The organism is Leptolyngbya sp. FACHB-8 (genome assembly GCF_014695575.1).
Lineage (GTDB): Bacteria > Cyanobacteriota > Cyanobacteriia > Elainellales > Elainellaceae > Vacuolonema.
The window spans coordinates 1-20,067 of sequence record NZ_JACJOO010000064.1 but is presented as its reverse complement, the minus strand read 5'-3'; the positions used below and the strand labels follow the sequence as shown (position 1 = coordinate 20,067).

Annotated in this window: 19 protein-coding genes and 1 tRNA gene; 6 read left to right on the top strand and 14 right to left on the bottom strand. The window is 50.0% G+C overall.

The window, feature by feature from the left end; translation table 11 throughout:
• Nucleotides 1–164: 164 nt before the first annotated feature.
• Nucleotides 165–1,931, bottom strand: coding sequence for an SWIM zinc finger family protein (locus H6F91_RS16120; RefSeq protein ID WP_190770669.1), 1,767 nt, complete (start codon nt 1,929–1,931; stop codon nt 165–167).
• A gap of 244 nt (nt 1,932–2,175) precedes the next feature.
• On the opposite strand from H6F91_RS16120, the gene H6F91_RS16115 reads away from it, so the two are divergent.
• From H6F91_RS16115 to mug, 3 genes are all read left to right on the top strand, one after another.
• The gene (locus H6F91_RS16115) at nt 2,176–2,376 is read left to right on the top strand and encodes a hypothetical protein (protein WP_190770668.1); all 201 of its coding nucleotides are present in this window, start codon (nt 2,176–2,178) and stop codon (nt 2,374–2,376) included.
• Nucleotides 2,377–2,537: 161 nt separating this feature from the next.
• Nucleotides 2,538–3,002, top strand: coding sequence for a hypothetical protein (locus H6F91_RS16110; protein ID WP_190770667.1), 465 nt, complete (start codon nt 2,538–2,540; stop codon nt 3,000–3,002).
• Between the two features lie 76 nt (nt 3,003–3,078).
• The gene (gene mug / locus H6F91_RS16105; RefSeq protein ID WP_190770666.1) at nt 3,079–3,636 is read left to right on the top strand and encodes a G/U mismatch-specific DNA glycosylase; all 558 of its coding nucleotides are present in this window, start codon (nt 3,079–3,081) and stop codon (nt 3,634–3,636) included.
• 215 nt (nt 3,637–3,851) lie between these two features.
• On the opposite strand, the gene H6F91_RS16100 is transcribed toward mug, so the two are convergent.
• Nucleotides 3,852–4,625, bottom strand: coding sequence for an SDR family oxidoreductase (locus H6F91_RS16100; RefSeq protein WP_190770665.1), 774 nt, complete (start codon nt 4,623–4,625; stop codon nt 3,852–3,854).
• 281 nt (nt 4,626–4,906) lie between these two features.
• A tRNA-Ala gene (locus H6F91_RS16095) sits at nt 4,907–4,979 on the bottom strand.
• A gap of 165 nt (nt 4,980–5,144) precedes the next feature.
• Between H6F91_RS16095 and H6F91_RS16090 the strand changes: the two genes are divergently transcribed.
• Complete coding sequence (locus H6F91_RS16090; protein ID WP_190770664.1) at nt 5,145–6,230, top strand: RuBisCO accumulation factor 1; 1,086 nt, start codon at nt 5,145–5,147, stop codon at nt 6,228–6,230.
• 541 nt (nt 6,231–6,771) lie between these two features.
• On the opposite strand, the gene H6F91_RS16085 is transcribed toward H6F91_RS16090, so the two are convergent.
• The 5 genes from H6F91_RS16085 to H6F91_RS16065 all read right to left on the bottom strand — a co-directional run bounded on the left by H6F91_RS16085 (nt 6,772) and on the right by H6F91_RS16065 (nt 11,315).
• Nucleotides 6,772–8,526 carry a glycosyltransferase family 39 protein gene (locus H6F91_RS16085; protein ID WP_190770663.1) on the bottom strand — a complete coding sequence of 585 codons (1,755 nt, stop codon included), beginning with the start codon at nt 8,524–8,526 and terminating at the stop codon, nt 6,772–6,774.
• Nucleotides 8,527–8,601: 75 nt separating this feature from the next.
• The gene (locus H6F91_RS16080; RefSeq protein ID WP_190770662.1) at nt 8,602–9,183 is read right to left on the bottom strand and encodes a TIGR00730 family Rossman fold protein; all 582 of its coding nucleotides are present in this window, start codon (nt 9,181–9,183) and stop codon (nt 8,602–8,604) included.
• Between the two features lie 96 nt (nt 9,184–9,279).
• The gene (locus H6F91_RS16075) at nt 9,280–9,744 is read right to left on the bottom strand and encodes a hypothetical protein (protein WP_190770661.1); all 465 of its coding nucleotides are present in this window, start codon (nt 9,742–9,744) and stop codon (nt 9,280–9,282) included.
• A 288-nt stretch (nt 9,745–10,032) separates the two neighbouring features.
• Nucleotides 10,033–10,512, bottom strand: coding sequence for a hypothetical protein (locus tag H6F91_RS16070; protein WP_190770660.1), 480 nt, complete (start codon nt 10,510–10,512; stop codon nt 10,033–10,035).
• Nucleotides 10,513–11,066: 554 nt separating this feature from the next.
• Nucleotides 11,067–11,315 carry a hypothetical protein gene (locus H6F91_RS16065; protein ID WP_199307869.1) on the bottom strand — a complete coding sequence of 83 codons (249 nt, stop codon included), beginning with the start codon at nt 11,313–11,315 and terminating at the stop codon, nt 11,067–11,069.
• Between the two features lie 362 nt (nt 11,316–11,677).
• Between H6F91_RS16065 and H6F91_RS16060 the strand changes: the two genes are divergently transcribed.
• A complete protein-coding gene (locus tag H6F91_RS16060) occupies nt 11,678–12,436 on the top strand; it encodes a Mut7-C RNAse domain-containing protein (protein WP_199307868.1) in 759 nt (252 codons plus the stop codon).
• A 124-nt stretch (nt 12,437–12,560) separates the two neighbouring features.
• On the opposite strand, the gene H6F91_RS16055 is transcribed toward H6F91_RS16060, so the two are convergent.
• The 6 genes from H6F91_RS16055 to H6F91_RS16030 form a co-directional block, all read right to left on the bottom strand.
• Entirely contained in the window at nt 12,561–14,171 is a 1,611-nt protein-coding gene (locus H6F91_RS16055) for a DUF2079 domain-containing protein (protein WP_190770659.1), read from the bottom strand.
• A 234-nt stretch (nt 14,172–14,405) separates the two neighbouring features.
• Nucleotides 14,406–15,518 (bottom strand): AI-2E family transporter, encoded by a 1,113-nt coding sequence (locus tag H6F91_RS16050; RefSeq protein ID WP_190770658.1) that lies wholly within the window; start codon nt 15,516–15,518, stop codon nt 14,406–14,408.
• A 407-nt stretch (nt 15,519–15,925) separates the two neighbouring features.
• Nucleotides 15,926–16,198, bottom strand: coding sequence for a GlsB/YeaQ/YmgE family stress response membrane protein (locus H6F91_RS16045; RefSeq protein ID WP_190770657.1), 273 nt, complete (start codon nt 16,196–16,198; stop codon nt 15,926–15,928).
• A gap of 370 nt (nt 16,199–16,568) precedes the next feature.
• On the bottom strand, nt 16,569–16,817 hold the full coding sequence (locus H6F91_RS16040) for a hypothetical protein (protein ID WP_190770656.1): 249 nt from the start codon (nt 16,815–16,817) through the stop codon (nt 16,569–16,571).
• Nucleotides 16,818–17,114: 297 nt separating this feature from the next.
• Nucleotides 17,115–17,297 carry a hypothetical protein gene (locus H6F91_RS16035; RefSeq protein WP_190770655.1) on the bottom strand — a complete coding sequence of 61 codons (183 nt, stop codon included), beginning with the start codon at nt 17,295–17,297 and terminating at the stop codon, nt 17,115–17,117.
• A gap of 91 nt (nt 17,298–17,388) precedes the next feature.
• Complete coding sequence (locus H6F91_RS16030; RefSeq protein ID WP_190770654.1) at nt 17,389–18,498, bottom strand: PIN/TRAM domain-containing protein; 1,110 nt, start codon at nt 18,496–18,498, stop codon at nt 17,389–17,391.
• A gap of 262 nt (nt 18,499–18,760) precedes the next feature.
• Here H6F91_RS16030 and hemW point away from each other — a divergent pair, with 262 nt between their 5' ends.
• Entirely contained in the window at nt 18,761–19,945 is a 1,185-nt protein-coding gene (gene hemW, locus H6F91_RS16025) for a radical SAM family heme chaperone HemW (protein ID WP_347280046.1), read from the top strand.
• The last annotated feature ends 122 nt before the right edge of the window (nt 19,946–20,067 follow it).

Here is a 20,067-nt window from a genome sequence, read left to right as displayed (position 1 = left end):
GATCCTTAGGAATCTGCACACAGGCTTTTGAGGCTGGTTAAGCGAGTAATATTAAAATCGTTGCCTTGATAAAGTTGTTCCGCGATTTGAGCAAGCGTCGAGATCTTTTTTGACTCAGGTGATGAGGCCATATTGTATCGTCGCCTTGTTTATTTTTATAGGATTCACATCAAATCTCGCTGCTTCAACATATTCATCAGCTTTAGTTTACGAGCATGAAGTCGCATCAGCTCGGTGTGATACCGTTGCCATTCTTGCTGTTGTCCGAGTTGAAGATAAGCAGCCCGAACTTTATGCAACCAGTTGATTGCATGGTAGTAATACTTCGCTTTTCCCTCATTCATAATGGACTCGGCACGACGACGAGCATTTTCAAGCACCCAGTCGGGCCGATGGGGAATTGCGGCATCCATCACAGGATGAATAATCTCTGATTGATGGGAGCTGAGTTGATTTACTGTGGCGATCGCATCTGCAATCAATCCTTCTTCCACAAAAATAGCGGCTTTTGCTTTCTTACTCTGGTACGTCATGTCCTGCCGTAAGACCGTGAGCAATTCTTGCCGTAGAGAGGGCCAGCGATCGCCTGCCAACTCCTGTAGCTTCAGATAATCTGCTAAGGAGGGCTGAGCCTGAAACGCGATGACTCTCGTTTCTAGGGCAATATCCAGATTGATCCCCTCAGCCAGCTCACTTGCCCAAACGCCGAGTTGATGTTTGCCATATCCATCAAGGGACAAACCCTGAGTTGCAATGCTGAGGGCTTGCTCCAGTTTCCCCTGTTCTCGGAGAGCCTGCGCCAATGTCATTGCTTCTTCCACCGTGCTCATTTGCTGCTGGGCCTGGGCGATCGCCTCTTCCGTGCGTCCCAATTTGGCTAGCATCCACAGGTAGCGATCGGTCTGTCCTTCCGCTTCGGCAAAATGCAGGTATTCCTCATATTTGCCCTGGCGTTCTAAAATCTTCAGGCGAATGCGGGCCAGGCCATCAGCAAAGTCCGGTGCTTCATCGTCCCACGCTCCCAGTTCTGTAATTTCCCCTTGCAGAACCTGCTGAAGTGGCTCGTAGTCCCAGCCCTGTTCTAAAGCTGTCAGACTCATCTCAAAACTATCAATGCCATAATCTTCAGCCTCCTTTCGCCAAGTTTGCAAATCCTTTCGCCATTGCTGGCGATCGCTGTTAGATAACTCGGCACTCAAAAAAGCTTCAGTCAAAGCATCGTCCAGTTCCTCAAAGAAGGCCCCACTATTCCCACTGGAACCATCTAAATTCATCCAATCTTGTATATAGGCGCGGGTAATGGCCCCCAAAATGATCAACGCACTATTGCCATCGTCCTGTTCCAGAAACGCAGCGGCCTTCTGCATCATCTGCCGAATTTCATCCAAGGCAGGCTCATCATTCCATTGCTCGGAGTATCTCATGATAATGCGTTCAACCTGCTGTTCAATAGGTTTTGGATCGATGGTTGTGCGACGGGTTGTTTTCCTGAGTGATGCAGCTTTGGGGGCTGTGAGCAGAACAATCTGAGCTTCGATGGCATCCATCCAGTCGGGTTGCTCCTGCGCGAGATTTTGCACAATCGTTTGTAATTGTTCGCGGCTCAGGGAAGTCAACAGTTGCATTAGCTCAGGACGCTGTTCTATCTGTTCAGGCTGATGCAAACAGGTTAGGAGGGCCGCAACGATGTGTTTGCACCATCCTTCATAGTCGTAGGGACAGGTGCAGGTTGCGCCGGTTATGCCGCCTTTATCGAAGTGAATATTGACCTGGTAGGGGGCCGCCTCACTGCCTTCAACTCTGGCAGATAGTGTATTGCCGCGTTGTACTAATGAGTAGACGGAACCGTTGCGATAGTAAACCTGCCCCCGTTCAAAGGATTGGGCAATCGTGTGGCGACGAATGGTTGTCTCGCTCAACTTTGGTATCACAAGCACACTCCCAGTAAGTCTGAATCAACCTAACTCCAACTTTAAAGTGATCTGACCTTACTCATGTTCTGAGCTAAGGTCATCAAGTAATTTTATTGAAAGTTACACTCAAAACCATACAAAGAGCAAATAAATCAAGGGAGTTGCATTCCTGTGAGGTTTCATGAGCTGTTTTGAGAAGCCCAAGTAGACAAAAAATGAGTATTTACCGATCAAAAAGCTTGTCGGCTCTACCTAGGACTCCATGGATAGAGTTCTGATTGCCATCGATTCGACCCACTATGAAATCGATGTCGTTAAAAATAGAGCTGATACAGGTAAAAATTGTTTAGATGGGATAGCCATAGATCCAATGCAATTGGAACTGGAGTCGATGCGGTTAAAAATTGATGCAATACAATCTCAAATAGAGTTAATGCAATTGAAAGTAGAATCAATGCAGTAAAAAGGAGTATCTGTTAGCTCTCTTTTCGTGATTTGCGGATTCCTATTTTTGCCTGAAATAATTTTTCAGTATCGGCACGGAGTTGAAAACATCTCAATTCAAGGCATTGTTCAAAGAATGCGCGTCTAGGTGCATCTACTCCACTTTCAGGCCATTCAAATATGGCACGTCAGACGATTGATGCTACGTTAACTCCCCAGGAGATTGAGTCGATCATCACGGCTCTCAAAACTATTCGTGAACAGCTTCCCTTCCTGGTAGGCTTATCAACCCAGGAGCGACGTCAGCTGACGAAAATGGGGCGTAAGACACAAACGTTCACCATGCGATCGCTCGATATGGCTGCTCAACATAGCGATGTAATGCCTCGCCATCTAGATGTTGAAGAAGCTCGCCGTGATATTGCCCTATACGAGGCATTAAATCCAATTCTGCAAGCCGTCAGCCAGTTGCAAGAGCTTCTAGAAGATACCCAGATGCTGGCAGGCAGTGAAGCCTACGCGGCTGCTCGGTTGGCTTACCACTCAGCTAAGGTGTCTGGGAAAAAGCTGGGCATTGATGACATCATCGAAGACCTTTCGAAGCAGTTTCGTCGGGTACGGAAGACTCCGACTGTGGTGGAGTAATGAAATGGCGCGATCGCCCTCCTCAAGCAATATTTGTTAGGGTGTCACTAGCGAATCTATTGTGTTAGCTCGTCGGATGACTGCCCCTCCAAAACCCACAAAAGCCGAAATTCAGTCGTGCATCGGCCAAACCATGCACGACGTTATCGCCCCGGATCTCAAAGTGCTGTTTTGTGGCATCAACCCCAGCCTGTATAGTGCCGCCGTAGGACATCACTTTGCCCGCCCTGGAAATCGCTTCTGGCCAACACTTTATGCAGCAGGCTTTACACCCCGACTGTATAGCCCCGCAGAGGATGGCGATTTGCTGAAGTTGGGTTATGGCATTACCAATATTGCTGACCCCGCCACGGCAAGAGCCGATGAATTGACATTGGAAGATTTGCGAACGGGGCAGCGGCAGCTTACGGAGAAGGTGCTGCATTACAAACCACGGGTTCTTGCCGTGTTAGGGGTGAGTGCTTATCGAACAGCATTTAGCCAGCCAAAAACAGGGATGGGACTTCAGGCAGAGACAATTGGTGAAACGGCAATCTGGATATTACCCAACCCCAGTGGACTGAATGCTCACTACCAACTTCCCGAACTGGCAGTAGTCTATCGAGAACTGTTAGAAGCCTGCAAACCCAACTAAGACAGCACAGCAATTCTCATTATGGGCTTCAAAGCCGAGAGCATACACCCGACCGGCGTACACTCTCGGCTTTGAAGCCCGAAAATTGCCCACCTCCAGTAGGCAACAGATCCCTTGTCCCTCATACCATCTCGGGTCAAATGCTTATGATGGAAAGTGGCGCGGCGCAAAGCGCCGCGCCACTTTCCATCATAAGCATTTAACTTTACTTGTTATCACAGTCCAGGTGAGGTTTGGGCAAACAGAGCAGCAAAATCCTTAGTGACCGAAGCAGAGGGATCTTCTGCGGGTTTAGAGATCAGGTCAAAGGCCTTGTTTCGGGCTCCCCGTTCTTGCAGGGCCTGTATAGCAACTTCTGCCACATCGGCTCTGGGAATAGAAGGAGGAATGCCGTTGGGAGCCTGGGTCAAAAATACATCCTGCTTACTGACCAGCAATTCCCGCAGTCCGCCCGGTTGATCCAGTAACCCCCCCGCTCGAATGATGGTGTAATCAATCCCAGAGTTGATTAAGTACTCCTCTGCTCGACGCTTCCACACCAGAATATTGCCCTGCCCAAGTTGATTGAGGGGGTGGTTCAACTGAGTACCTCCCATCGAGCCAACCAGTACGATCTGCTCTACCCCAGCGGCGATCGCGGCATCAATCTGGTTACGCTGACCCTCATAGTCGATCGCTTCTGGCATACCACCGGGTTCAAAATCAAAGGTGGGGCGTTCTCCCGGTTGGGGAGGGGCGGCCATTCGGGGAACGGCACTGGTGAGAATGATGAGAGCCTGGCATCCTTTGAACGCTTGTTCTAAAGCAGCTTTGTCCTTAATATCCCCCAGGAAAAAGCCCTCTGTTGAGCCAAATAATTCCTTGACCTTCGCCTCGGAGCGAGCAAACCCGATCGCCTCAAACTCCTCGGGGTGTTGCCGCAACTTTTGCAGCGTCAGAGAACCCGTTTTTCCAGTGGCACCCGTTACTAAAACCCGTTTCAATGCCATGAGTTTGACCCTAAACTACCAGGACTGTTCTGTCCTCACTCAGTGTAGAACGGGGATGAAGCCTGCTTAACGGTCAGCCCAATCTCTTTTTCACAGAACTTACGCAAGTCCGCCATATTTAGAGCATTTGTGTTGTGTGTAGTGTACGAAGCACACACAACACAAATGCATAAGTCCTGTTTCAAACAAGCGTTTTGGACGTATACACCATGCCCATAATGCTTAAAAAAACAGAGAGGGGAGGTGTATTGCTCCTCCCCTCTCTGTTTTTTAAGTTTTAATGGAGCTAAGCGGATTCGAACCGCTGACCCTCTCAATGCCATTGAGATGCGCTACCAACTGCGCTATAGCCCCGCGTGTGCTTTATTATGATGCCTGAGATTTAGAGATTCGTCAAGCACGGGTTGAAGAAAAGTCCTGAAGTAGGCAGAATGAGGGAGTGCCGGGTTTTCAGGTGCTTTACATACCCAGAATTCTGCGGTTCTGTCCAAATAATTTTCAGGCGATCGCCTTCTCACCATGACCAACACGCCATCCGAGTTTCAGCAAACCCAACCGCTCAGCGAGGAAGAAGCCCAGGAAGTGCTCTTATCCCTGCGTCGTAAAGAAGGCACCTGGCTGAATTGGGGGGATGGATGCCAGCGGCTCCAGAAGGCCGCCTATGCACCGCAACAGATTTTTGAAGGGACGGGGATTGAGCCGATTCATCAGAATCAGTTGATTGTGGCAGCGCAGGTGTATCGCTCCATTCTGGAGAAGGGGGTTTCTGAGGGAGTTCAGACCCGCTTTGAGCGCACGGGGAGTGATAGCCTCTATGAGTTTCGGATTTTGGGGGTGAGCGATCGCGTTGCGGCGGCTGAGCTGGTCGTGGAGAAGAACCTGGATTCAGAAGGGGCTCGGGAAGTCGCCCGGGCATTGAAGGATTTTTCGCGGTTATCTGCACCGCCGGATGCCTTTCCTACCTACCCGGCCGATGCGGTGGCCTATCACTATTGGAAGCTGGCCAAGCAGCAGGGAGATTTGCAGGAGCGATCGCGCCTGATTGCCTTAGGCTTGCGGTTTGCGGATAGTGACACGGCTCGCCAGCAAATTGAAAAATTGCTGACGGATTTTACCGTGACCCGCATGAAAAAGGCTCCTCTGATGCCGACCTATCGGTTGGAAACGGAGAGCGAGGTACCCCGGATGGTACCTGTGGTGGGCAAGATGCCACTGACTGTAGAGGATTTTAAGGCGGTGCCTATTCTGGAGGAGGAAGGAGCGTTCCGTCTGGTGAAATTTTCGGGGGCAGGAGCCTGGGTGGCTCTGCCGGGATGGCAGTCGGTGTTTGCGGCGGAGGATCCGGTTGCGCTACTGATGAATACGGACGAGTTGCCAGGGGAAATTGCCGACGCCAACGAAGAGGTGTTGGTGCTAATTGACCGGGCCGATCGCCAGTGGAGCGAGTTTGCCTACTTCCTGGTGCAGCAGGGAAATGCTCTGGAAGTCAACTGGTTCCCAGATGCACCTGCCCAACCAATTTTGGGTCGTCTGCTGCTTGTAATGCGGCCTAAAAAGGTGCTGGATGAGGCATTTAACAAACAACCGTGGCAAATGGACGAATAACACGCTTGCGCAATGTTTACAGCGCTTTTCAAGCGCTTAAAATCTAGTTATTTTAGTGAGCGCTGTGCTCCGCAGCGCTCACTAAAATAACCGTGGCTGGTTCAAGCGCAAAGCACTGTAAGAGCCGAAGGGTAGTAAGCGTCGGTAGGGATGGGTTTTGCTCGTCTCTTAACATCACATCAAAAATACATTTCAGGCCCGTCCTTGTAGCGATTCGTGGCGATCGCAAGGGCGGGTTTTGCCGAAAGGTTAACACCATAAGCAAACATTCTCAGCTAAACCGGCCACTACGTTAACCTGAGTTTGGGTTAAGGGTGTTTTCGAGTGCCGCGCAACGCGCGGCACTCGAAAACGCTTATTTTGGCGTGCGCGAAGCGCACGCCAAAATAAGGAGATTTCCAGTAATGAAATTACCCCCAGAATGTTGGTGCTTTGCCCGCGAAGCGGGCAAAGCACCAACATTCTGGGTAAATTCTTATGCAGAAACCTCCTAAGCACTTCAGCTTATCCCGAACTGAAGTTACGTTAGAGTGTGACCATTTTAGGAGGGACAACGGTAACGCTGATAGGGCATACCAAAAAGGTTGTTGGGTTGTGCTGGATTCACGCTACAACTCACTTGGGTTTGAGTCGCTGTGGGAATTTTCAATTCTGTTGGCAGTGTGGGTGCTTTTGGGCCTGCGAAGTTCCAGAAGTGAAAGGGAGGGGAGATGCTGGTGGGAAGGGACGGAAGCGGTTGCCAGCGTGGGGCTGTGTTAGGTTCATAGGGAAGAAAGGCGATCGCTACTTTCCCATCTTGGGCCCGCGTTGCAACCCGTAAACGCAGTGCAATACTCAGATCTAACGCGAGTTCCTGAGGGGTTGGGTAGTGGAAGGCGATCGCCGTAGGTTGTTGACGTGCTGAATCTTGCCAAGGATCTCCGGCGAGAATTTGTGCGGCAACGGGTTCTGGATCAGGGCTTTTGTAAAAACCAAGGCTATGAACCACCAGGATGCTGCTGAGCAGGCCAGCGGCGATCGCGAGGACAGGTGTATAACGAGCGGCATTGAGTGCTTGTCCCAACCGACGCCTGGCTCTGCGCAGGTGTATCTGTTGAGGGGGAATTTGCGTCAGCGCCAGTGCCAATAGTGCCCAGAGGCCAGGGAAGTAGACGAAATTGTAGCGCGGGGCGAGGGTGAGGTCTTTACCCAAAACATAGATGATCGCCAGGTATTCCAGCAAAATCAGCAAGGTAGTGGTGGTGATCAGCCACAGGGCTGGATGGGTTGGATATTGATGGCTAAAATTTCGCCAGCCACGGAAGGCTTGCAGGGCAACCCAAAAGAAGAAGGCGACCATCAACAGACCCAGGGGGATGGCGATCGCTAACGGCTGACGCTCCACAGGTAACATCACCAGCATGATGATCCAACCAACGAGCCCCTGATAAAGGGGAGCCAGGTAGCCCCAACCAGAAGATAGGCCTAACCACTCGGTTTCAGGACGGCTGAAGTGGGTAAGCAACACCGGAATCCAGGGCAGGTATCCAAGGATGAGGAGGGCGATCGCCAACCCCAGCATTACACCCGTTCTTGGGGGTACAGCATGCCGATATAGCAGCCACATGCCTATGAGCGATGCCAACTGAGCTACTAAAGCTAGTAAAAAGAAATAGTGGACGTACAAGCCCAACACATTAACACCCAACCACCCGAGCCATACCCAGGCGCGGGTTCGCTGTGCCAGCCAATCTTGCACGAGTAGAACGGAACCGAGCATTGCGAGGCTAATCAGCAAAATCGGTAATGTATAGTGCCGTGCTTCCTGGGAAAGGTAGACCCCATAGGGTGAGACTGCCATCAGAGCAGCGGCCATCAACCCCGCAGGAGGAGAAAAGGCGATGCGATTGAGTAGGTAGAGAGCCGCGATCGCCCCTGTGCCAAATAGGGCTGGAAGCGATCGCAATCCCCAAATCCAGTTCTCCGCATTGGGCTGAAGCCATACCAGCCATTGGTGCAGCAGGCAGAAGAACAACGGGGGATGGCTGGAGTCGCGAATCAGGCGTTGGGCAATGGTTGGACAGGTCGTCTCAGGATTGAGGGTGAAGAATTGGGCGATCGCCTCCAATCCCACAAATTCCCCGGTCGGTACTTCCTGATAATCCCGTCCCATGGCAAACACTGCTGTAATGGTTTCATCGAGCCACAGCGGTTTATCAGCCAGATGCCAGAACCGCAACCCCAAACCCACCAGCATAATTAAGGCCAGCATGATGTAGTGGAGTAGAGCAACCGAAACCGAACGAGAAAACTTCATGGTGAACTACAGCAGTAACCAGGATTCATCCTACTGGCATTCGCTTCAGTTAATATCCATGATTGCCGTTAATCATTACCGTTGACTGCGCTCAATCCACTTCTGCACATTTGGAACTTCAAAATGGCGCAACTTCTCAATCAGGGTTGCTGGGTCTTCGTCGGTCAGCACAATGCTGCGATGCTCAGAGCGAATAAACCCTTCATTCGTTGCATGGTTGAGAAAGGAAAGGAGCTCGCTATAGAACCCCTCGATGTTGAGCAGCCCACAGGCTTTTTTATGAAAGCCGAGTTGTGTCCAGGTAGCGATTTCAAAAAATTCTTCAAAAGTTCCCAATCCACCGGGCATGGCAATAAAGGCATCTGACAGCTCTGCCATGAGGGATTTGCGTTCGTGCATTGAGCCGACAATATGCAAATCCGTTAAGCCCGTATGGGCCAGTTCTTTATCAAATAAAGCCTGGGGAATGATGCCAATCACCTGCCCACCAGCGGCTAGAGTGGCATCTGCGATCGCCCCCATTAATCCAACTCGTCCTCCACCGTAGACCAGGGTCATGTCACGGTCTGCCAGCGCTATTCCCAACTCCTTTGCTGCTTGGAGGTAGGCAGGGCGATCGCCAAAATTAGAACCGCAGTAGACGCAGATACGTTTCATCGTTGCTAGTTTGGTAGTGGGTATGGGAAATAAATAGGCGTGTGCGCCCAATGCCAGAACTTCTGCTTGTTACAAAATCGCCACTCGAAGGAAGATTCACACAGCAACATGAGACGTGTTTTGCTGAAGCCATACTTCTGCTTCAGAAAGACGACAGAAAAAGCGTTCTACCGCTCGCCCAAGATTCTGGTTGTAAAGGGCCATCTTGTTGCAATCGTGGTGAACATAGGCAACCACAGTGCAACAGGCGCGATCAGGATCGGGCGGAATGGTGTTTTGAATGTCAAAGAGACGAAAAAAGCCCACTTCAAAACCATGTCGCGCTAGAAATGTAGGAATGATGACCCGCTGTTGCTGGTGAACTGCAGGGTCTTGTTCACTGACTTCATACCCTTGAATATCCACCAACATACTGAAGCTGAGATGGTTAGGGATTTTACGGCTTTCCCGTTCCAGAGTTTGTTTCCATTCTTCAACTTGTTCGTGGTTAACAATGCCTGCAATGTGGGTCCGTAATATGTTTTCTTCTGGGCTCCACACGGTCTGTATGGGGTTGAGCATAGTTTGAGGACGCGAAATGTGGCCTGGGCGATCGCCTAGCTATTTTCACGAATCATGCGTCAACTTCAATTCTGAAAAATCCCCCGATAGGGTCTGATATGAAACCCGGTTGAGTGACTGTTATTGAGTACTGATGCTGTACAGATTGGGGTGACCGCAATCTACAGCAATCTACAGCAATCTGCAGCAACCTGCTCTAGAAACAGACCCTGGAAGCCCTATGTTTTGTGCGTACATTGCACGAAAAATAGGGCTTCCAGGGTTTAGTTCAGGATTCTGAGGCAGGGACTAATCTGCCCGCTGCCATTGCATATAAGGCTGGCCGTTCAATACATTTTGATAGGTAATCGCGGCGACCGATCCTGTACCTGCCAGGCGTTCCAGGTCAAAGCGCATATAAACATGGCCAAATTGCAGCCAAATGTTGTATTCCGGATTGTCAGGGGCGGTGACCCAGCCGACGCAGTTGCGGTAGGAAGTGGCGAGGGGAGCCGCGAAGATGACGTGGCGATCGCTACTATCTACGAAAAAGCTGTCTCCGGCAAAATCTTTCGTGTTTACGATAACGGTGTGCTCGGCTCCACCCTCGTAAGGGTGGGCATTGGTCCACAACCGCACAGTGCTGGGGCATTGTCCCTCGCTGCGATAAACAGGGAGGGCAAGGTCTTGTTGATAATCGGTTGTGGTTTGTGCTGAGGCCGCTGTGGGGATGAGGGCAGCCAGTGACAGGAGCGCAGCCCAATAAGGGGCAATTGAGCGGGATTTCATACAATTTCAGGAACGCTACACGGAATACTACACATTCCCGAACAGAACTTACGTAATCTGAGTTTTTCTTCAATAGACCTCCTGCGTGAATTGTTGCGCGGCTCCGCCGCGCAACAATTCACGCAGGAGGTCTAATCATGAGTTCAAACAGTTTTTCTGAAGCCCTTAATTTTGCGTGTCAGCAAAATCAAAGGTTTCAGAAAAACTGTTTAGAGGATTGTCAATGACAAAACTGAGAAGTCTGATTGTGCCGTAATGAATCGATGGCGAAACCGGGGTTTCAGAGCCTATGTTAAAAGCCATTGTTTCGTAAGCCTCGTGTACAGAACAATGGCTTTTAACACAGCTTTAAAGCACGCTTTATTACCAAGTGGCGGAACCCATCTGTTTGGCGGCGATGGCTGCTGCGCACGGCTATCTCTTAATAGGTTCGTTTTTGCGCCTTAGCATCACAAATAAAACAACCTGTAATTCCTTCAAAGGAATTACAGGTATTCAATGCACGATCGCTAGTATCAGGTTTTGATGTAAGGCGTGAGCTGGCTTACATCGTACTATTGTGCTTCGCAGCCAATGCCATCTTTATCGCCATCAAATCGATGGGGGTCGGGTGCCAACACTCGGAAGTTGCGGTGGGTGATTTCCCCACAATCTAGATCGGGGGGTGGCGGTGGGATGCACACGTCGGGGTATGCGGGAGAACAGTTAGATTGGGCTACAGCCACGGGTAATCTCAGGCCCAGCAGCATGACACCAACCACGACCAGACAGGCCATTATCATCAAGCGAGCAAAACGGATCATAGGCTTACCGATAATTCAGTAACCCCGTCCAGAGACAAGGTTGTCTTTTAGGTTTCCCCTTTCAGTCATGAGAGGCACATGAGCTTTATAATTTTTTACTTCACGTACGTTATGTAGCGGCGTGCAACTGCGTTAAGTACAAAAATTGATGGTGCAGTGCGCGAAGCGCACTGCACCACGTCCTGAATCAACGCGCAAAGTGCTATATCAAATTCGGTTGGGAAACACAGAGTTTACGCCTTTTTGTTGTGTGTGGCGCGCTTCGCACACCACACACAACAAAAAGGCATTTGGCGTGGCAGGTGCCCTGCGAAAGATGCGATCGCCCCCCATTTAGAACGAGGATTGGCACAATCGGAGTAATGTCGAATGCTGCTTCTATGCCTCATGCCTTTTTTCGCTTTTATGGCAGCCTGAATGATTTTCTGCCACCCTTTCGCCAGCAGTTGAAGTTTTCGGGTTATATCAAAGATCGGGGTTCTATCAAAGATGCGATCGAAGCTCTGGGTGTTCCCCATCCAGAAATTGATCTGATTGTCGTTAATGGAGAATCTGTTAGCTTCGATTATCTCGTGCAGCCGAGCGATTGCATTAGTGTCTACCCGGCATTTAATAGCCTGGATATCGCTATTACCTCTCAAGTACGACCTGTGCCGTTATCTCCGATGCGGTTTGTGCTGGATGTGCATTTGGGTAAACTGGCAACCTATCTAAGGTTGCTGGGTTTCGATGTGCTTTACCGAAATGATTATAGCGACGATGAACTGGCCCAAATCTCCAGCCAGGAGCAGCGTATGCTCCTGACCCAGGATCGCGGGCTACTCAAGCGAAGCATTGTGACCTACGGCTATGCAGTGCGATCGTCAGATCCCGAAACTCAAACTGTAGAGGTTTTGCAACGGTTTGGATTACATAGGGCGATCGCCCCTCTGCAACGGTGCCCCTATTGCAATGGCGATTTGGTGCAGGTTGAAAAGGCGACGATTGTTGATCAAATTCCTTACTACACCCGAGTGCTATACGATGAGTTTTCCCAGTGCCAGAGTTGCCATCGGGTCTACTGGAAAGGGGCACACTACAAGCGTATTCAGGCGTTGATTGAGCGCGTAACATCCTCGTAGGCTACGGCCTAAGTTCGTCACCTATTTTTCTGTGGGGGTGCGAAGCACTCTCACAGAAAAATAGGTGATATATTTACGCCTCAGCATACTGGCGGGCTTGCGCCATTCCTAAACGGAAGCACGCTTACCCTTTGGGAATGGTTTGGCGGAAAGCTTCCCATGCTTGTAACGCTGTGGGGTTGGAAGGGGTTCGCGATCGCATCAAGGCTACGCCATCCTGGAAGCCAACCAGCCCAAAGTTACCCTTGGTTAACCACATCGTCATACGACGTTCCATTCCTTCCAGGGTGCGCTGTTCATCGTCAAAAACCGCCCCAAAGAGTCGGGGATACCAGAGGTCTATGATCAGAAATTCCACCTGGCGTACCTGGCGATCGTCCTCACGAATGCGGATTTCTGGATAGCGCACCACGGACCGTCGGTTTGATAAATGGGCCACGATAAAGCTGGTGGCTGACACGCTGGCATCCGGGGGAATTTCTTTCATTAACGTACGAATAGCCTGGGCGTGTTGCACCTGCTGAGCGGGGGAGGCATAAACCCAGGGTTGGATGGAATCAGGGATGACAATCGACAGGGCGCGGTTGGGATTGGAGGCGATCGTCAACACCAGAGCTAAACCAATGCAAACCTTCCAGAAATTTTGGATACGGGGTTGGAATTGGAGAGGATGCTGAGCCCACCATAGAATTGAGCCATAGAAGAGACCTGGCACCAGTGACAGCGCATACCGAACATGCAGCGACAGGGCATCCGGGTCTTTTTGCATCAAGATTTTGAGCAGGGGAAATGCTGTGAGCAGCCAGGTGGCGGGAGACAGTACGGGCACAAAGGCCAGGGGGAGCCATTGCCCCAGTAAGTAGCTGATAGTGCGATCGAGGGGGCTGAAGAGCTCGCGCAAGAAGATATGAGGTTGGCGAACGATCGCCCACAACACTTCCAGCGTTGATGCCTCCTGATCATCAATAAATTGCCCAAACTGCTCCACCATGAACCGCCGCGAAATGTCCTCTGAAAACAGCGGCATCATCACATTGGTCACGAATACGATGTAGCCAACACTGAGAACTCCCAGAACTGCCCCAACCACGGGTTGACGGCGGCTCAGCACCAGATACATACCAATCCCAAACAGTCCAATTCCGGCATCTTCCCGTACCAGCAATGTGAGCCCAGCGAGGCTCCAAAACAGCCACCACTTGCGTTTCTCCAATGCCCAAAACGCACCAAACAGGTAAAGCGGCAGTTGAGAGATGTCGTGAAAGTTTGCCAGGGTTGGACCGAGCACTGCATTCGCACAATAAAAGCTAATAGCAATAAAGGCTGACAATAGGGGAGGATGGTAGTGCCGCGCTAGAGCATATAGCACCAACCCTGCTGCTGTTGTCAGGGTAATTTGTAGGATTGAGAGCCCCGCTGGGGATTGAAACAGGGCGTAAAAAGGCAGCCACACCAGCAGGGCAGGGGTAAAGTGTTGCCCTAAACGGCGGTAGACAACATCGGGGGCATCTCCATCCATCACATTGATAGATTCGGTGGAGGAGAGAGAACTTTCAAACCATCGTCCATGCAGGTTATTCCAAAAAACCTGATTGAAAATTCCCTGGTCAAAGGCAACATAGGTGGGGTAGAAGTTGAAATACCGTTGCAGGGCAAAGACGCAGCAGAACACCCAGAACACGATCGCAACCACGGCCACCAGGCGGAATCCTTTCAGAGGGAATGGAATGGTCATGGGATGTCCTGTCACAAAGAGAATTGGTTGAGTCGGGGCTCATTCCTATAGAAGGAGCAGCACAAGACTTAACGTATAAATACAGGGTTTATTATCCACTTTCTGAGTAGACCTGGCCTACAACTTTGCTTTCATACAGAATCCGTCTGCATCGCAAAGACGTCCTGCGTGAATCGTTGCGCGGCGCAGCCGCACAACGATTCACGCTCTTAGAAATCGATTCATGCAGGAGGTCTAATCAGGTTTGATATTACTGCCACTTACGGCTAATTGGGCTGTGGGGGTAGCCGCGGGAGTCGTTGGCAAAGTATCGGGCGATCGCAATTGATCCACTGTACTTTTGATCACGCTAGCCACGGGAACCGCCACGATTAACCCTAAAACGCCACCGACTTTTCCTCCCAGAAATAGCGCTGCAATCAGCCAAATTGGATTGAGTCCAATGCTTCCACCCATTAAACGGGGGGAAATCAGGATGTCATTAATTTGACCAATGACGATTGCTGTAATGAGTACACGAATACCCTGGCTAAAGTCTTGCAACGCTACGATCAGACTCACAAGTGAAATAGTTATGACCCCCGCATAAGGAATGATTGTGCTTATGCCAATGACAAAACCAAAGAGAATAGCATAGGGGACATCCCAAAATACTAATCCAAAAGTCTGCGCCACACTTAGAACACCGGCGAGGATGGCTTGCGTACCAAAATACCGGAGAAACGTCTTTTGAATGGAAGCTTGTAGCGTTTCATTCCAGGGAAATGGAATCCAGCTAAAGATACCGTCCCAAGCACTTTCTCCCCCAATCAGCATGAAGATTAGCAGCACCAAAAAGAACAGGATGTTGACCAGACTGTTAATCGTTGTGGTGACAACCGTTATGACCTGATTGCCGGCGAGCTGGAATACCTGCCCCAATTGGCTAACCACCTGATCTAATAAGTTAGGCAGATTGATGGGTAAGTGGCGCTCAACCACAAATTCTCGTGCCCGTTCTAGCTGCAGATTGCCTGAATCTACCAGTTCGGGAAGGTTGCTAACCAGGTTGCTGGACTGTTCAAGAAGTAAGGGGCCGACCGTTAGGGCAGTACCACCCACGACGAGTAGGGTTGTCATCAGTACGATGGCGATCGCTGTCCCTCTAGAAACCCCTCGGTCTTGTAAAAAATGAGCCGGTAAGTTGAGAAGAAATGCAGAAATGGCGGCTGAAATCAGAACATCTATAAACGGCCGCAGATAATCCAATAACAGTAACAACAACCAGCCATTGAGAAAGGCAAAAGGAAACAGAATCCAAACCTTAAGCCATCCAGGGAGACCTTTCAGGGTTTCAATGATATTCATAAAATCAACTTCTTGTACTGATTGTTAGCGATCGCCCTAACGCTTCTTAAGCTGCTCATACTCAGGTGTGTTCTGACACCACCCGAAGGATTATTTTTGTGTGCTTTGTCAACAAGAAATAACCTTCAAAGCAGCCTCTAATATAGCGCTGTGCATGTTGATTAAGTACGGTGGTGTGGGGCACGAAGTGCCCCACACCACCGTTGTTATACTTAACGCACTTGCACATTGCTATATACAACTCGTTGATGAATATAAATATGAGAAGTGCGTGGTGGAAAACACCGCGCACTTCTCATATTTATATTTCTTCTTTACGGCTGATCGAGTTTTAGGACATGTTTTAAAGCTGACCAGAAGGGTTGTTTTTCGTGTGCTGCGCGCACGAAAAACAACCTTTGAAGGTCCTAATAAACTCTCCGTCTCATGAAGGCATAATATAACCACAAAGCAATGACGGCACCGATAACAGCAATGGCTAACCCAGCAAAGCTAAAACCAACCCCTGCTAGGACAAGCGAACCTGTGGTTAATAGTGTGTATAAGGTGCCACCAATGAAGGCTCCAACAATACCCAGGAGCATGGTTCCCAGGATACTGCTATCTTGATAACCGGGGTAGATTGCTTTGGCGATCGCACCAGCCAATAGACCTAAGACAATCCAGGCTAAAATACCCATAGTAAAGTTCTCCCTTACTTAGTTAGCTACTGATCGCTATTTTGAAGCTAGTATTTTGAACGGAAGAGCTCTTCACACCTTCAAATCTACAAAATTTAGCTAGCTCAGGTGCCCCCCTTTGGAGATAAAAAGAGGTAATCTTCCATACCCAAAGAGTACAGAAGATTACCTCTTTAACTAATTTCTGAGCTGCGGTTATCTAGACTAGCCAGTTAGCCAGCGCCCAGATTCCAATGAGAGATAATAAAACGGCTAACCATGCTCCCAAGTTCACCATTGATATACCTCCTTTTCTCTGTACTAACCGTTTCCTGGAATAATTACAATTACGTTGCTACCAACCCCAGGTTACGGGCTCCAGACATCGGGCCTATTCATCCTCATCTTGGTCACGAGTCATGAGACTAGCCCTTGCATCAATCGTTGGGCTTTCCAACATTTGCGGAGCTACTGCTGGGTTTTCGACAATATCCCGGGGGTTGCCTTCAAACCCACCCTTATAAACCAAGTCCATGGGATCAACAACGCGTTCATCCACACTGTCAGAACGCTTCTGATTTGCTTCCTGGGATGAATCCTGATTAGGGGAAGAATTGTCGTTGGGTGTTGCGTTTTCCATTACATCTCCTGGTTTATCCGTTGTAATTTCTACGAACTTGATGCTTAGTCAAACCGAATCTAAGATTTAACCAGAGCTATTCACAAATGCTTCGATGATTTAGCTTTCCACTTGTATGCCAGTTCTATATTCCACTTCACCGAAATTACTCATTAATTGCATCTATCGATGGTCATGGCAATAAGAGTAATTTTCATCAAAATTGCTTTATGAATGTTGTGTGCGGTGGATTTCAAAGTTGCACACAACGTTAATATGGCAGCCCTTTTTGGGTTAGGGGGCTATGGCGAGGAAAAACTACTTTTTCTTTTGTGCCTTCCAGGTACCACCATAGATGTAATGTGGATTATTCTGGCTGACATCCGAATAACAGGCGTCGCAGATAAAGACCCAGCGTTCGGTGTCATCAATTTGAGCACGGTAGAGAACGGGCGCACTGTTTTGGCAGCGATCGCATACCTTTTCCCGTTGTCGTGTCATGGAATATATTTACCTCCTGTCATGGTAAAAGAGGGGGCACCAGTGCCCCCTCTTTTACCATGACAGTTCTAGAGCAAAATCATATCTGTCGTTAGCGCTGAGATACCGTAGAACTCTGGCTACTATCTTGCTCGGAGTTTTGAGGCCGGGCAAAAATCATGCGTCCGGCAGAGGTTTGGAGTGCGCCCGTCACGACAACACTAATAGACTCGCCAATGTAGCGATCGCCCGTCTCCACCACCACCATAGTGCCATCATTCAAATAGCCAACTCCCTGGTCGGCTTCCTTTCCCGGCTTAAGAATTTTCAAATCAAGGCTATCACCCGGCACATAGGTTGGACGAATAGCCTGGGCCAGGTCGTTAATGTTGAGGACGGTAACTGCTTGCAAACTCGCAACCTTATTCAGGTTGTAATCATTGGTCAGGAGGGTGCCATTAATGTCTTGGGCCAACCGTACGAGTTTGGCATCTACCGTGCTGACATCATCGTAATCCGCTGGGTGAATGACCAGGCGCTCGGGATAGGTTTCGTTCAACCGATTCAAAATATCCAGACCACGCCGCCCTCGGATACGCTTTTGATCGTTGGAGGCATCAGCTAACTGCTGCAACTCTTGCAACACAAACTGCGGTACTAACACCTGTCCTTCAAGAAAACCCGTGCTCAGAATATCTTCGATGCGACCATCAATAATGCAGCTGGTGTCAAGGATTTTCGCCGAGGCTGACTTAAGGGTTCCTTCCGCAACCAGCAGGGTTTCGACAGAGTTAGGGTTGAGTAGGCGTAGGAGCGATCGCCCATTTGCCCCCGCTAAGTTCATTCCAGATACGGCAAAGACGACACTTCCCAGTACCGCCGTCAGGGGTTTGATAAAGGCAAAATCTGGGGGAATCGGCAACAGAAAGATTGGAGCTAGCATTAAGTTAGCGATGAGCAAGCCCAGCACCAACCCAATAGAGCGGCTTAAGAGCTGATCGATGGGCATCACCTTGATCTGTTGCTCCAACCGGCGATAGCTCGTTTGAGCCATCAATCCTAGCGCCAATCCGATCAGCCCGCCAAACCCAGCAATGACTGAGCTAAGCCCTTCTACATTAGAAACCTGACGCAGCGTCTCGGAGGGGAGAAAATCGACACTGTAAAAGCCGATTCCTGCCCCTGCTAGCATGAATGAAATGATAATGAGAGCATCTAGCATAGGTTTAAGCTGGGGTTTGTCTAGGCCTGGGCTCCAGGCTGTGGGGAGCATAAGGCAATTTCATAAAAAAGGGCGATAACCTGAGTTTTAAAAATCAGAATATCAGCTGCGACCAGACCGAACACCGCTGAGATAGCCAATATATACAGCCTCATTATATCCATTGCGTCTCCCCTCGATTGACCGGCAGGCTATTGAATATCCTCGATTTATGAGTTCTAAAAGAGTTGAAATAACCATAGCATCTACGCCCGGAAGTGCTGTGCCAGAAGCCAATTTTGCTCCTGTGAACGCTGCCTACATTCACATTCCCTTCTGTCGACGGCGGTGTTTCTACTGTGACTTCCCGATCTCTGTTGTCGGTGATACACGTCGCGGCGAAAATTCAGGCGCGATCGCTGAATACGTCACTCACCTCTGTCAGGAGATCCAGCAAACTTCGGTGGCGGGGCCGCCCCTGGAAACCATTTTCTTTGGAGGAGGGACCCCTTCTCTGTTGGCAATCGCCCAACTGGAAACCATTCTGAACACCCTGCAACAGAAATTTGGCATTGCTCCTGGCGCAGAAATCTCCATGGAGATGGATCCGGGCACCTTTGATCGAACCCATGTCGAAGGGTATGAGGCTGCCGGGGTGAATCGAGTAAGCCTTGGTGTACAAGCTTTTCAAGCAGAGCTTCTGCAAGTCTGTGGGCGAACCCATCAGCCTGAAGATATTCCTGTAGCCCTGGATCTGGTGCGTCAGGCTGGAATTAAGAATGTCGGTATCGATTTGATTTCAGGGTTGCCGCAACAAACCCTGGAGCAGTGGGAAGAGTCGCTGCGACGAGCGATCGCCCTCAGTCCCACCCATCTTTCTGTCTATGACCTGATCGTAGAACCGGGCACGGCCTTTGCTCGTCAATATCGACCTGGCGAAGGCCCTCTGCCTCCTGAGGAAACTGCCGCCCAAATGTACCGTTTGGCTCAGCACCTTTTAACGGCTGCGGGGTATGAGCATTACGAAATCTCCAATTATGCTCAACCGGGCTATGCCTGTCGCCACAACCGAGTGTATTGGGAGAACCGTCCCTATTACGGCTTTGGCATGGGAGCCGCCAGCTACGTAGGGGGGCAACGGTTCACACGCCCCCGCACTCGGCAGTCCTACTACGACTGGTTACAGGAAGGAATGGTGGTGGATGCGGCTGTAGCAACGACAGGCGATCGCCTGCTCGATGCCCTGATGCTAGGGCTGCGATTAGCCGATGGAATTAATTTGACGACCTTAAAACAAGAGTTTGGCGATGAAGTTGTGGCGCTCATCCTGAAAACTCTGACCCCTTATGAAGGGGCAGGCTGGGTTGAACGTCCTCAGCTAGAACAGGTGCGCCTGAGCGATCCAGAGGGGTTTTTACTCTCCAATACAATTCTGGCGGCCCTCTTCGAACGTTTCTCCATAGATTGAGCAAACTAGTGGGTCATTTGACTCGAATATCGCCATTTTTTATAGGCGGCTGTCAAGATAGTAGGGAACCCTTGGGTGCCCTGCTATGACCCGTCGCCAAAAACATCCCCTGCGTGATCTGA